This is a genomic window from Limnobaculum eriocheiris (genome assembly GCF_021010575.1).
Lineage (GTDB): Bacteria > Pseudomonadota > Gammaproteobacteria > Enterobacterales > Enterobacteriaceae > Limnobaculum > Limnobaculum eriocheiris.
In genome coordinates this window covers 80,453-92,644 of record NZ_JAJNAG010000003.1, presented here as the reverse complement: position 1 = coordinate 92,644, position 12,192 = coordinate 80,453, and the positions used below count along the sequence as shown (strand labels likewise).

The following is a 12,192-nucleotide window of genomic DNA, read 5'->3' as shown; positions in this document are numbered from 1 at the left end:
TCAGATGCGGATTTAATATTTCTTGTTATGCTTATGCGTTGTTATTTAATCAACATCGATAAATTTACTACTGACATGGGATATTTGGCCCAATTACATACCGCTCAGTTTACGGTCACGTTCCCACTCTGCCGGGGTATACACCTTAATCGACAGTGCATGGATACGGTTATCAGAAATATATTCCATCAGCGGCGCATAGACGGCCTGCTGCTGCTTAACGCGGCTCATACCTTCAAACATATCACCAATGGCAATCACCTGAAAATGGCTACCGTCACCGGTGACGCGAACATCTTGCAGATTTAATGCATCGAGCAAAATTTGTCTTATTTCATTAATATCCATCGTCTTCACTATATTAATCAGAAAGGACCTGCTTTTCAGAATGAAAAACAGCTTAAATTAGCATGTACGCTCAGATTAGCTACAAAAACATCGCGGAGATATAGATATCTATATCTCCGCGACTCATTTCAAATCAGCCTGATGAACATACTATCACACCATGGTTGGTGTACTCACGAGGTAAGGCTGAATAATTTGTTGCAGATTATACAAAGATGCCAACATTTGCAGCTTCTCCGTAATTCCCGTTAGTTGTAGCGGCTGCTTGCGAGCTTCCCCCTCATCCAACAGATGAACCAGCATCGCTAATCCTGCGGAATCTACCCGGGACAGGCCAGATACGTCAATGGTAGCAATATCCGTACCGATAGCCTGCTGCCGAGCTTGCCAGAACGGCAGTAACGTTTCGCGATCTAAATCACCGCTTAACGCTATTACGCCATTTTCAGCCTGCCAGTTCAGAGCGTTCTGCATTATTTTTTATCATCCAGAGTAATTGGCTGACTGGCTAACGTCTTCAGCTGTTGAGTTAAGCCATCAACACCTTCACGGCGCAGGGTTTCAGCCCACTCATTTTGCTTGGTGGTGATCATACTGATACCTTCAGCAATCATGTCATAAGCCTGCCATTCACCGGTTTTGGTATTTTTACGCCATTGGAAGTCCAGACGAACTGGAGGACGGCCGTTGGTGTCATTAATGGTGATACGAATAGAAACGTTATCCTTATCCCCTAATGGTTGCTCAGGCGCAATTTGATACTTTTGACCATTATACATCGCCAGTGCCTGCCCATAAGCCTGCTCCATATAGGCTTCAAAGGCTGGCATATAAGCATCACGCTGTGCCGGCGTTGCATCACGATAATAACGACCTAACACCAGTGCACCGGCATATTTAACCTGAATATAGGGCAGGAGCTCTTCCTTCACCACGGTACGTAAGTAGTCAGGGTTTTGCTTAATCTTAGGTTGTTCATTGGTCAGACGGGTAAAGACTTTTTCCGCCGCAACTTGCATCTGCTGGTAAGGATTACTGGCATCAGCCGCATTTGCCGCCAAAGGGGCAATAATGAAAAGTGCTGCCATCATAAAACGTTTTAACATAGCTGTTCCTCTTATCCTACTGTTGTCCATAATGTTGAATAAACATGGTTAACTCCGTAACCAACCTTTTGCCAGCCGGTTATATTAATGAACCGGTGCAGGCGCAGTACTTTCATCAGCCGGTTTTTCATCACCGCCGCTTTTATATAAGAACTGACCAATAAGATCCTCCAATACCATTGCTGACTTGGTATCTTTGACCTCATCGCCATCTTTCAGAATTTTGGTTCCCATTTCTTCATCTTCAAAGCCAATGTTCAGCGCCAGAAACTGCTCACCCAACAAGCCGGAAGTGCGAATCGATAAAGAACTGGTATCCGGAATATGGTTAAAACGTTGCTGCATATCAATTGCTACGCGCGGGAAGTAGGTTTTTTGATCGAGGGTAATATCAGCCACACGGCCAACCAAAACACCCCCTACTCTCACCGGGGAACGCGCTTTTAACCCGCCGATGTTATCAAATGTAGCGTAAAGCCGATAAGTTGGCTCATTACCCAAAGATTTCACATCAGCGACTTTTAAACACAGGAATAAAAGTGAGCACAGGCCAATCAGCATGAACACCCCTACCCAGATTTCCGTTTTTTTACTTTGCATCGATTTAATTCCCAAACATCATTGCGGTCAGTACAAAATCTACGCCTAATACGGCGAGAGAGGCATGCACGACGGTACGAGTAGTCGCCTGGCTAATTCCTTCCGATGTAGGAATACAGTCATAGCCATTATAAAGCGCAATCCAGGTTACTGTGATTGCAAATACTACACTTTTAATTAAACAGTTCAGCAGGTCGGTGTGCCAGCTAACGGAGTCCTGCATTGCCGCCCAGAAGAAACCATCATCGATCCCTTTCCAGTCCACACCAACCATGGCTCCCCCCAGAATACCGACCGCGACAAAAATCGCGGTTAACACCGGCATACTGATAAAACCAGCCCAAAAACGTGGAGTAATAACCCGGCGCAGTGGATCAACGGCCATCATCTCCAGGCTGGAAAGCTGCTCCGTCGCTTTCATCAGGCCAATCTCCGCGGTTAACGCCGAACCAGCCCGACCGGCAAACAGCAAGGCGGTAACAACCGGCCCCAGTTCGCGCAGTAAAGAGAGTGCCACCATCATACCCAGACTGGCTTCTGCACTGTAGGTGGTAAGGATCAGATAGCCCTGTAACCCCAGAACCATGCCGATAAACAGGCCGGAAACCATAATAATCAGCAGAGACTGAACGCCCACAACATACAGTTGCTTGAGTAATAGCGGCCACTGCTTGCGAAACTCCGGCTTTCCAACCAGTGCTCCATATAACATCAAACCGGAGCGGCCAAATGAGGTGCAAAAATGGATACCACGACGCCCTAAAGACGCCAATGCCTGTAGCAACATTAACTTAGTAACTCCGTTTTATAATCACCGGCGGGAAAACGGAAAGGAACCGGGCCATCTGCCACACCGTCCAGAAACTGTCTGGCGCGAGGGTCAGGGTTAGCACGTAATTCGTCCGGCGTTCCTTCTGCAATAACACGATGCTCCGCCACAATATAAGCATAATCAGCAATGCTCAAGACTTCCGGCACATCGTGTGAAACCACAATGCAGGTGATACCTAATGAATGGTTAAGCTCATCAATCAGTTTAACCAGTACCCCCATGGTGATTGGATCCTGACCGACAAAAGGTTCATCGAACATAATCAGTTCAGGTTCAAGAGCAATTGCCCGAGCCAAAGCGGCCCGACGCGCCATACCGCCCGACAGTTCTGCTGGCATCAGGTTGGCAGCACCGCGCAGGCCAACCGCCTCCAGCTTCATCAATACGGTGCTGCGTAGCAACGCTTCAGGTAATTGGGTGTGTTCCCGTAAAGGATAAGCCACATTGTCAAATACCGTTAAATCAGTGAACAGTGCTCCTGACTGGAACAGCATGCTCATCTTTTTACGGACTTCATACAGGTGGCGACGGGAAAGGGTCGGGATGTTGTCCCCGTCAAAAATGATATCACCGCTATCCGGAGCCAACTGCCCGCCGATTAACCGTAATAATGTGGTTTTACCAATGCCTGAAGGGCCCATAATTGCAGTAACTTTACCGCGGGGTACCGTCAGGTTGATATCCTGAAATATTGGACGACCATTACGGGAAAACGACATCCCCCTTACTTCGACCAAATTCGCTGCCGATTTAATCATAACGTCCTTAAACTATTAGGATGAATACCTATATCGTCCATCATAAGTATTAATATACTCGGGCTCAACATTTCATTCTGCTTGATAAACAGAGGCTGAAACGCAGGCGGTGTTTTACTTTTCATCCAACGCCAGTCAAAATTAACTCAGGGATGTTACCAATGTTCTCAGCCGGAGCCAAAGTCCCTTGTGATAATTCAGTAATAATAATGTTAAACCAACTCTGAATATTACTGTCCATCTGACCTGACTAAGACGATTGTATGAATGAAAAAGTTCAATTTTAAACAGGATAGCGCATGCTGATTGCCGTAGTAATGCTGTTTGTTGGCCTCATTCTGCTGGTTTATGGTGCCGACCGCTTAGTTTTTGGTGCTACTGCTATTGCAAACACCTTAAACATTCCCCGTCTTGCCGTTGGTATTATGATCACCGGAGTAGGCACCTCATTGCCGGAACTGGCCTTTTCGGTTACTGCCGGGCTTAACGGCAAAACCAATATGGTGGTAGGTAACGCCATTGGCTCAAACATCACCAACATATTACTTATTTTAGGATGCGTTGCTGTTATTCGCCCATTGAATCTGCATTCTAAACGACTTAAGCATGAAGATCCCTTACTGTTTCTGATCATGTTACTGGCGGGTTTTGTCCTTTATGATAACCAGCTCAGTCGCAGTGATGGTATTATTCTGCTGGTTACCTTTATCAGCTTTATGGCGCTGGTATTCAAAATGAGCAAACGTAATTTTCTTCGGGAAACGGATTCACTTTCAGTAAGTCAGGAAGCAGAAACGCCCAAAGAGATAAGCCAAACCGTCGCTTTTTTATGGATACTGATAGGCGTATTGGTTTTACCCATCGCCGCCAAAATAGCGGTAGATAACGCCACCGTGGTTGCCCGTTATTTAGGTTTAAGTGAACTAATGATAAGCCTCACCATTATCGCTATTGGCACCAGTCTGCCAGAACTGGCAACCGCTATCACCGGTATGTATAAGCATGAAGATGATATGGTAGTGGGTAATGTGATTGGCTCGAATATTTTTAATATTTTAGTGGTCATGGGAATACCGGCGTTAATTTCCCCGGGCAACTTCTTTAGTGAAGCCTTTCTCCGAGATTACTGGATTATGCTGGCAGCCAGTCTGCTTCTGACCTTGCTTTGTGTAGGTCGCCGCCGTCGATTAACGCGGTCAATGGGAATAGCACTACTGGCCGGTTTTACCCTTTATATTGGCGTACTGATGTATTTCGCATACGCCTGAGTTTAAGTTTCCCCGATCCACAAAAAGACTAAAGGAAACTTTATTAATGACAGTGAGAATGAGTAATGTCTAACTTTGATTTTCAACAAGCGGGAAAACAGGTTCTTGATATTGAACGATCCGGGCTTGAACAACTCTATCAATACATCAATCAGGATTTCTCACACGCCTGTGAGCTGATGTTTCACTGCAAAGGCAAAGTTGTGGTGATGGGAATGGGTAAATCCGGGCATATTGGTTGCAAAATGGCAGCCTCTTTTGCCAGTACCGGTACCCCCTCATTTTTTGTTCATCCGGCGGAAGCCAGCCACGGCGATTTAGGTATGATCACTGCGGATGACATTGTGATTGCCATCTCTTATTCCGGTGAATCCAGTGAGATTATGGCGCTGATTCCGGTGATTAAACGTTTACAAATTCCATTGATCTGTATGACCGGTAATCCAAACAGTTCAATGGGCAAAGCGGCCGATACACATTTATGTATTAATGTTCCTCAGGAGGCTTGCCCACTGGGGTTAGCACCCACTACCAGCACCACTGCTACATTGGTAATGGGTGATGCATTAGCTGTTGCTTTATTAGAGGCCAGAGGATTCACCGCCGACGATTTCGCCCTGTCACACCCGGGGGGAGCGCTTGGGCGCAAACTGTTATTACGCGTTAGTGATATTATGCACACTGGTGACGAAATCCCGCGGGTGAATAATCAGGCATCACTGCGCGAAGCTTTAGTTGAAATTACCAGAAAAAATCTGGGCCTGACCGTGATATGCAATGACGATATGTTGATTCAGGGGATCTTCACCGACGGCGACTTACGTCGGGTCTTCGATCAGGGTGTTGATATCAGCAACGCTAAAATTGCCGATCTGATGACCAAAGGCGGCATTCGCGTTCACCCTGATATACTGGCGGTAGAAACACTGAATCTGATGCAGTCGCGCCATATTACGGCCGTTCTGGTGGCTGAAGGCGATCGATTAGTGGGTGTAGTTCATATGCATGATATGCTGCGCGCCGGTGTGGTTTAAGGCAAAATAGCTGGCTTACACTATTTAAGTGAAAATTAAGTGACAAGTGAAAGAGTATAAACATGATTAATACCTGCTACGGTGCGGTAAGCAAAGCGGTTTTTCAACGGGCGGCTCAAATTCGCCTGTTGATCTGTGACGTGGATGGCGTAATGTCTGATGGCCTGATCTATATGGGTAATCAGGGAGAAGAGCTAAAAGCCTTTAACGTCCGGGACGGTTACGGTATCCGCTGCCTGATTACTTCCGGCATCGATGTTGCCATTATTACCGGACGTAGCGCTAAACTGGTTGAGAATCGAGCCAAAACGCTGGGAATTACCCATCTGTACCAGGGACAATCTGATAAACTGATGGCTTTCGAGAAAATACTTAAAGATGTCTCTCTGGCGCCAGAACAGGTGGCTTATATTGGTGACGATTTGATCGACTGGCCAGTGATGCAAAAAGTGGGTTTGGCGGTAGCGGTAGCCGATGCGCACCCATTGCTTCTGCCAAAAGCACACTTTGTAACGCAAATTGCCGGTGGTCGTGGTGCTGTACGCGAGTTATGTGATTTAATTCTGCAAGCGCAAGATAAACTCGAAGGGGCACAAGGGTTATCCATATGAGTATAAGCAAGACAAAGCTAAGCCTGACGATTGTACTAACGCTAATCGCTTTAGGTCTTACTGGCTGGAATCTCGCTGATTTTGGTGACAATAAAACCATCGTGCCACCGGATGATAAAGAACCCACCTATCAGAGCCAACAAATGGTCACGATAGTGTACAATCCGGAAGGACTGTTAAATTACAAATTAACGGCGGAAGACGTAAAATACTACTCCACTCCGGAAGATACCTGGTTCACTAAGCCGGTTATGATCATGTATGACAAGGATCAGGTAGCTACCTGGTCAGTGCGTTCCGATCGCGCTAAATTAACCAAAGACCGTATGCTTTACCTTTATGATAATGTGGAGGTCAACAGCCTGACGACGACGTCGCAGCTGGAAAGAATCAAGACTAACAGTGCTGATGTCAATCTGGTGACTCAGGATATCAGCTCTGACGATCATGTTACTCTGTACGGGGCTAATTTTACCTCCGAAGGAATGAAGATGCGTGGTAATCTGCGCAGTAGAACAGCTAAGCTGATTGAAAAGGTAAAAACCTATTATGAAGTTCAACCAAAAGCCGGCAATGAAACTCAGCCATCATCGTAAAAACGTGGTTAACAGCATGGTAGCCGGCATACTTCTGGTTACCAGCGCCTCTGCGTTTGCATTAAAGAATGATACAAATCAGCCGATTAACATTAACTCTGCTCAACAATCATTAGACATGAATGGTAATGTCGCCACCTTTATCGGTGATGTTATTGTGAAGCAGGGAACCATTGATATTCGTGCAGATAAAGTTGTTGTCACTCGCCCTGAAGGCGGAGGCGGAAAAGAAGTGGTAGAAGCATTCGGTAATCCAGTGACCTTCTACCAAATGCAAGACAGCGGTAAACCAGTAAAGGGCCGGGGTTTGAAACTCCGCTATGAACTGGCGAATGACTTTGTTGACCTGACGGGCAATGCCTATCTGGAACAGCTGGACAGTAATGTTCAGGGTGACCGCATCACCTATAAAGTGAAAGAGCAGAAGATGGAAGCGTTCAGCAACAAAGGCAAACGCGTAAACACCGTTCTGGTACCATCTCAGATACAGAAAAAATAAACACTTTTAACCGCAGTTAAAGATAAAGAGTAAACAATAGCGAATGGCAACGTTAACAGCAGAGAATCTGGCCAAGGCCTACAAAGGTCGCCGAGTGGTAGAAGATGTCAGCCTGACCGTCAACTCCGGTGAAATCGTTGGTTTACTTGGGCCAAACGGCGCAGGTAAAACCACTACCTTTTACATGGTGGTAGGTATTGTCCAGCGTGATGCGGGTTCAATTCTTATCGACGGTGAAGATATCAGTCTGTTACCGCTGCACGCCCGTGCCCGTCGCGGTATTGGCTACCTGCCACAGGAAGCCTCTATTTTTCGTCGCCTGAGCGTTTACGACAATCTGATGGCGGTGCTGCAAATTCGCAACGATTTAACCAATGAACAGCGGGAAGATCGTGCTAATGAGCTGCTGGAAGAGTTCCATATTGAACATCTTCGTAAAAACCTCGGGCAGTCTCTCTCCGGTGGTGAACGCCGTCGGGTAGAGATTGCCAGAGCGCTGGCTGCTAATCCTAAATTCATTTTGCTGGATGAGCCCTTTGCCGGCGTTGACCCAATATCGGTTATCGATATTAAAAAAATCATTGAGCACCTGCGTGACAGCGGGCTTGGTGTACTAATTACCGACCATAACGTACGTGAAACACTGGACGTTTGTGAACGCGCATACATCGTTAGTCAGGGTCATTTAATTGCTCATGGAACACCATCATCTATCCTGGAAGATGAACATGTGAAGCGGGTCTATTTGGGCAATGAATTCCGATTGTAGCTATGGCTACCCTGTGGGAACATTCGCTTAGCCATTCAGGAATGCGATAATAAGTGTAATATGTCATTATGAAGCAAGGTTTACAGCTCAAGTTAAGTCAACAATTAACCATGACGCCCCAGTTACAGCAGGCAATTCGCCTGTTGCAGCTATCGACACTTGAACTGCAACAAGAGATTCAAATCGCACTGGAAAGCAATCCACTGCTTGAGCAAGCGGATAGTCATGACGAAATAGATTCTCACGAAGAGACCGAGCACGAACAGCTCGATACCAGCGAAGCGCTACAGCAATCGGATATTCCTGAAGATCTCCCTCTCGACGCCTCATGGGACGAAATTTACACCGCAGGGACTCCGTCCGGCACCCATAACGATTATGGTGATGACGAACTCCCGGTGTTTCAGGGTGAAACCACTCTGACCCTACAAGACCACCTGATGTGGCAAATGGATCTAACCCCGTTCTCCGATCTGGATAAAGCTATTGCTACCGCCATTATAGATGCGGTGGACAATACCGGCTATTTGACGGTTACGTTGGAGGATATCGCTGACAGCCTGGGGCAGGATGAAGTCGAACTCGACGAAATTGAAGCAGTACTGAAACGCATTCAGCGCTTCGACCCGGTGGGCGTTGCCGCCCGGGACCTGCGAGAATGTTTGCTGGTGCAGCTTTCCCAGCTATCCCCTGATACACCTTATCTGAATAATGCCCGCCAGATTGCCGATCAACATTTGGCGCTGTTAGGCAGCCATGATTTCCGCTCATTGCTAAAACTGAGCCGAATCAGTGAAGAGTCACTAAAAGGTGCCATGCAGCTGATTCAAAGCCTCGATCCTCGCCCCGGTCAGTCAATTCATGCCAGCGAGTCTGAATACGTTATTCCGGATGTGTTGGTACGCAAGGTTCATGGTAAGTGGGTGGTGGAACTCAATACGGAAAGTATCCCACGCTTGCAGATTAATCAATATTACGCCTCTATGGCAAATACTCACAATGCCAGCGATAATCAATATATCCGTACCAACCTACAGGATGCCCGCTGGCTGATAAAAAGCCTTGAAAGTCGTAACGATACGCTACTTAGAGTAACGGAATGTATTGTAGAACGGCAGGAAGAGTTCTTTGAACTGGGGGCTGAATACATGAAGCCCATGGTTTTGGCGGATATCGCCCAAGCCGTTGATATGCATGAGTCAACCATCTCACGCGTAACAACACAGAAGTACTTACATAGCCCCAGAGGGATATTTGAGTTAAAATACTTCTTCTCCAGTCACGTAAATACCGATAGTGGTGGTGAAGCTTCCTCCACTGCAATTCGTGCGCTGGTTAAGAAATTGATTTCGGCTGAAAACCCGGGCAAGCCGTTGAGCGACAGTAAAATCGCCAGCATGCTAACCGACCAAGGGATTATTGTTGCCAGAAGGACGGTAGCAAAATACAGGGAGTCGTTATCTATTCCCCCGTCAAATCAGCGTAAACAACTGGTCTGACTCAATGGTTCCTACAAATGATGAACACGTTATCTACCATGCAATTACGCTCTATTCTGAAATTAGACAGCACACGCAATGCCGTTCACTGCTCCAGTAAAAAACGGGCGTTAGAGATTGTCAGCGAAATGGCCGCCAGCCAGCTGAATATACCCACCAGCGTAGTGTTTGAGGCCATCCTCAGCCGCGAGCGCATGGGCAGCACAGGTATTGGCGCAGGCATTGCCCTTCCACACGGTAAACTGGAAGAAGACACCACTCGTGCCGTAGGCGTATTTATCACTCTGGATAGTCCTATCAGTTTTGATGCGGTCGATAATCAACCGGTTGATATCTTATTTGCCCTGCTAGTTCCGGCAGATGAGTGCCAGGCTTACCTGGCAACGCTATCCGCTATAGCTCAACGTCTGGCGGATAAAACCCTGTGCCGTCAATTGCGAATGGCTCAAACCGATGAAGAGCTTTATCAACTATTTACTCAGGAATCGTCTGATAAAGAGAATGAACCAACTGAAAATCAATCTGTTTAAAAACAATTGTTCGTGTTAACGTTTATTCAATCAGGGTTGATTTTAACCCACAACAACACATGAAGTGTTGTGTAAGGTCCAGATACCGGCGATATTGATATCGTATCGTGATGATTAAGAGGAATAGCAACATGGTGCTGATGATTGTCAGCGGCCGTTCAGGCTCAGGTAAGTCCGTAGCGCTGCGCGCGCTGGAAGATATGGGTTTCTACTGCGTCGATAATTTGCCGGTAGTCTTATTGCCCCAGTTAGCCGAAACGCTGGCAGAAAGGAAAACTTCTGCGGCGGTAAGTATTGATGTGCGAAATTTACCTGAAACCCCAGAAATTCTCGAAGAAGTTCTGAATAACCTGCCGGGTGATTTCTCTCCTCAGCTGCTGTTCCTTGATGCCGATCGCAATACGCTAATCAGACGTTACAGCGATACCCGTCGTCTGCACCCGCTGTCGAATAAGAATCTATCGTTAGAGAGCGCCATTGACGAAGAGGATGCTCTGCTTGAGCCGTTGCGTTCACGGGCTGACCTGATTATCGATACCGCAGAAATGTCAGTCCACGAACTGGCCGAAATGCTAAGAACCCGACTGTTAGGTAAGCGCGAACGTGAACTGACCATGGTATTCGAGTCATTTGGCTTTAAGCACGGTATTCCAATCGATGCCGACTATGTTTTTGACGTGCGTTTTCTGCCAAACCCACACTGGGATCCCAAACTTCGTCCAATGACCGGTCTGGATAGGCCTGTGGCTTCCTTTTTGGATCGTCATACTGAAGTGCATAACTTTATTTATCAGACTCGTAGCTACCTTGAGCAGTGGCTGCCGATGCTGGAAACGAACAACCGTAGCTATCTGACGGTAGCCATTGGTTGTACCGGTGGTAAGCACCGTTCAGTTTATGTGGCAGAACAACTGGCTGATTATTTCCGTTCCCGTGGGAAAAACGTGCAGTCACGTCATCGCACGCTGGAAAAGCGTAAAAATGACGGTAAAAACAGTAACTAAGCGTGAAAAAATCGTTAATTAGCCTTTGCCCTGCTTTACTGATATGATGAATTTAACAACATATCGTATTGCACTGATGCACCAAACATCAGATAAGCCAAAGGCGATATAAAACCAGAATCTGTAGAGCGTGATCCCGATCTCTTTAATTTAACGTGGTTTTATTAATACTCAGGAAATAGCGCTCTTAGCCCCCGCATTCAACCTGCGGGGGTTTTGTTTTGCTTAGTATATTATTTTACTGCTGGTCTGAAACTCAGGCCGACAAACAATGAACCCTAAAATTAGATAGGACTAGTCTAATCAAAGATATTATCGGAGTGATGTATGCTTAAACCCGCCATAATCATAAATGAACTGGATGCAGAGCGTATCGACATGCTGCTTGAACACCCTGAATTCGCTTCATCACCGGTGGCTCAGGCACTTAATGCAGAAATCGATCGGGCAGAAATTGTTGCGCCAGGTGAAGTCCCTGCGGATGTTGTGGCCATGAATAGCCGGGTGCGGTTTATCGATCTCAGCACGCAGGAAGAACGGACTCGCACTCTGGTATTTCCTCATGACCTGAAAGACAGCGCCGAACAAATTTCTGTTATGGCGCCTATTGGCGCAGCGCTGTTAGGGATGCGGGCAGGCAACGATATTAGCTGGCATTTACCAAACGGTACCGTCACTCAGATTAAAGTGCTGGAGATTTTGTCTCAGCCCAAAATATAAGGTGATTCACGGTAACCA

16 protein-coding genes are annotated in these 12,192 nt (G+C 46.7%); 10 read left to right on the top strand and 6 right to left on the bottom strand.

Features of this window, described 5'->3' with window-relative positions; all coding sequences use genetic code 11:
- Positions 1 to 93 precede the first annotated feature (93 nt).
- From ibaG to mlaF, 6 genes are all read right to left on the bottom strand, one after another.
- The gene (gene ibaG / locus LPW36_RS02600; protein WP_230607938.1) at positions 94 to 348 is read right to left on the bottom strand and encodes a BolA family iron metabolism protein IbaG; all 255 of its coding nucleotides are present in this window, start codon (positions 346 to 348) and stop codon (positions 94 to 96) included.
- 153 nt (positions 349 to 501) lie between these two features.
- Positions 502 to 822, bottom strand: a complete 321-nt coding sequence (gene mlaB, locus LPW36_RS02595) for a lipid asymmetry maintenance protein MlaB (RefSeq protein WP_230607937.1) — start codon at positions 820 to 822, stop codon at positions 502 to 504.
- On the bottom strand, positions 822 to 1,454 hold the full coding sequence (mlaC, locus tag LPW36_RS02590) for a phospholipid-binding protein MlaC (protein ID WP_230607936.1): 633 nt from the start codon (positions 1,452 to 1,454) through the stop codon (positions 822 to 824). Before mlaC ends, mlaB begins: the two co-directional genes overlap by 1 nt.
- 84 nt (positions 1,455 to 1,538) lie before the next feature.
- Positions 1,539 to 2,054, bottom strand: coding sequence for an outer membrane lipid asymmetry maintenance protein MlaD (gene mlaD / locus LPW36_RS02585; RefSeq protein WP_230607935.1), 516 nt, complete (start codon positions 2,052 to 2,054; stop codon positions 1,539 to 1,541).
- A gap of 4 nt (positions 2,055 to 2,058) precedes the next feature.
- Positions 2,059 to 2,841 carry a lipid asymmetry maintenance ABC transporter permease subunit MlaE gene (gene mlaE / locus LPW36_RS02580; RefSeq protein WP_230607934.1) on the bottom strand — a complete coding sequence of 261 codons (783 nt, stop codon included), beginning with the start codon at positions 2,839 to 2,841 and terminating at the stop codon, positions 2,059 to 2,061.
- Positions 2,841 to 3,644 carry a phospholipid ABC transporter ATP-binding protein MlaF gene (gene mlaF, locus LPW36_RS02575; protein WP_230607933.1) on the bottom strand — a complete coding sequence of 268 codons (804 nt, stop codon included), beginning with the start codon at positions 3,642 to 3,644 and terminating at the stop codon, positions 2,841 to 2,843. The genes mlaE and mlaF overlap by 1 nt, the downstream gene beginning before the upstream one ends.
- A 299-nt stretch (positions 3,645 to 3,943) precedes the next feature.
- On the opposite strand from mlaF, the gene LPW36_RS02570 reads away from it, so the two are divergent.
- The 10 genes from LPW36_RS02570 (at position 3,944) to rnk (ending at position 12,174) form a co-directional block, all read left to right on the top strand.
- Positions 3,944 to 4,912, top strand: a complete 969-nt coding sequence (locus tag LPW36_RS02570) for a calcium/sodium antiporter (RefSeq protein WP_230607932.1) — start codon at positions 3,944 to 3,946, stop codon at positions 4,910 to 4,912.
- A gap of 65 nt (positions 4,913 to 4,977) precedes the next feature.
- A complete protein-coding gene (gene kdsD, locus LPW36_RS02565; RefSeq protein ID WP_230607931.1) occupies positions 4,978 to 5,946 on the top strand; it encodes an arabinose-5-phosphate isomerase KdsD in 969 nt (322 codons plus the stop codon).
- Between the two features lie 62 nt (positions 5,947 to 6,008).
- Complete coding sequence (gene kdsC, locus LPW36_RS02560; protein ID WP_230607930.1) at positions 6,009 to 6,557, top strand: 3-deoxy-manno-octulosonate-8-phosphatase KdsC; 549 nt, start codon at positions 6,009 to 6,011, stop codon at positions 6,555 to 6,557.
- 2 nt (positions 6,558 to 6,559) lie between these two features.
- Positions 6,560 to 7,153, top strand: coding sequence for an LPS export ABC transporter periplasmic protein LptC (gene lptC, locus LPW36_RS02555; protein ID WP_230608025.1), 594 nt, complete (start codon positions 6,560 to 6,562; stop codon positions 7,151 to 7,153).
- A gap of 16 nt (positions 7,154 to 7,169) precedes the next feature.
- The gene (lptA, locus tag LPW36_RS02550) at positions 7,170 to 7,652 is read left to right on the top strand and encodes a lipopolysaccharide ABC transporter substrate-binding protein LptA (protein WP_420844705.1); all 483 of its coding nucleotides are present in this window, start codon (positions 7,170 to 7,172) and stop codon (positions 7,650 to 7,652) included.
- A 43-nt stretch (positions 7,653 to 7,695) separates the two neighbouring features.
- Positions 7,696 to 8,421 (top strand): LPS export ABC transporter ATP-binding protein, encoded by a 726-nt coding sequence (lptB, locus tag LPW36_RS02545; RefSeq protein WP_130592741.1) that lies wholly within the window; start codon positions 7,696 to 7,698, stop codon positions 8,419 to 8,421.
- Between the two features lie 68 nt (positions 8,422 to 8,489).
- Positions 8,490 to 9,920: an RNA polymerase factor sigma-54 gene (rpoN, locus tag LPW36_RS02540; RefSeq protein WP_230607928.1), complete on the top strand. Its 1,431-nt coding sequence runs from the start codon at positions 8,490 to 8,492 to the stop codon at positions 9,918 to 9,920.
- Positions 9,921 to 9,940: 20 nt separating this feature from the next.
- A complete protein-coding gene (gene ptsN / locus LPW36_RS02535) occupies positions 9,941 to 10,450 on the top strand; it encodes a PTS IIA-like nitrogen regulatory protein PtsN (RefSeq protein ID WP_420844704.1) in 510 nt (169 codons plus the stop codon).
- Positions 10,451 to 10,581: 131 nt separating this feature from the next.
- The gene (gene rapZ, locus LPW36_RS02530; RefSeq protein WP_230607926.1) at positions 10,582 to 11,454 is read left to right on the top strand and encodes an RNase adapter RapZ; all 873 of its coding nucleotides are present in this window, start codon (positions 10,582 to 10,584) and stop codon (positions 11,452 to 11,454) included.
- 327 nt (positions 11,455 to 11,781) lie between these two features.
- Positions 11,782 to 12,174, top strand: coding sequence for a nucleoside diphosphate kinase regulator (gene rnk, locus LPW36_RS02525; protein ID WP_230607925.1), 393 nt, complete (start codon positions 11,782 to 11,784; stop codon positions 12,172 to 12,174).
- The last annotated feature ends 18 nt before the right edge of the window (positions 12,175 to 12,192 follow it).

Excerpts from the sequence above, each read along its gene's own strand:
- kdsD (WP_230607931.1), top strand. The coding sequence starts at position 4,978 with ATGTCTAACTTTGATTTTCAACAAGCGGGAAAACAGGTTCTTGATATT.
- rpoN (WP_230607928.1), top strand. The coding sequence starts at position 8,490 with ATGAAGCAAGGTTTACAGCTCAAGTTAAGTCAACAATTAACCATGACG.
- mlaE (WP_230607934.1), bottom strand. The coding sequence starts at position 2,841 with ATGTTGCTACAGGCATTGGCGTCTTTAGGGCGTCGTGGTATCCATTTT.
- rnk (WP_230607925.1), top strand. The coding sequence starts at position 11,782 with ATGCTTAAACCCGCCATAATCATAAATGAACTGGATGCAGAGCGTATC.
- rapZ (WP_230607926.1), top strand. The coding sequence starts at position 10,582 with ATGGTGCTGATGATTGTCAGCGGCCGTTCAGGCTCAGGTAAGTCCGTA.
- mlaC (WP_230607936.1), bottom strand. The coding sequence starts at position 1,454 with ATGTTAAAACGTTTTATGATGGCAGCACTTTTCATTATTGCCCCTTTG.
- ibaG (WP_230607938.1), bottom strand. The coding sequence starts at position 348 with ATGGATATTAATGAAATAAGACAAATTTTGCTCGATGCATTAAATCTG.
- mlaD (WP_230607935.1), bottom strand. The coding sequence starts at position 2,054 with ATGCAAAGTAAAAAAACGGAAATCTGGGTAGGGGTGTTCATGCTGATT.
- lptB (WP_130592741.1), top strand. The coding sequence starts at position 7,696 with ATGGCAACGTTAACAGCAGAGAATCTGGCCAAGGCCTACAAAGGTCGC.
- LPW36_RS02570 (WP_230607932.1), top strand. The coding sequence starts at position 3,944 with ATGCTGATTGCCGTAGTAATGCTGTTTGTTGGCCTCATTCTGCTGGTT.
- lptA (WP_420844705.1), top strand. The coding sequence starts at position 7,170 with ATGGTAGCCGGCATACTTCTGGTTACCAGCGCCTCTGCGTTTGCATTA.
- kdsC (WP_230607930.1), top strand. The coding sequence starts at position 6,009 with ATGATTAATACCTGCTACGGTGCGGTAAGCAAAGCGGTTTTTCAACGG.
- mlaB (WP_230607937.1), bottom strand. The coding sequence starts at position 822 with ATGCAGAACGCTCTGAACTGGCAGGCTGAAAATGGCGTAATAGCGTTA.
- ptsN (WP_420844704.1), top strand. The coding sequence starts at position 9,941 with ATGAACACGTTATCTACCATGCAATTACGCTCTATTCTGAAATTAGAC.
- mlaF (WP_230607933.1), bottom strand. The coding sequence starts at position 3,644 with ATGATTAAATCGGCAGCGAATTTGGTCGAAGTAAGGGGGATGTCGTTT.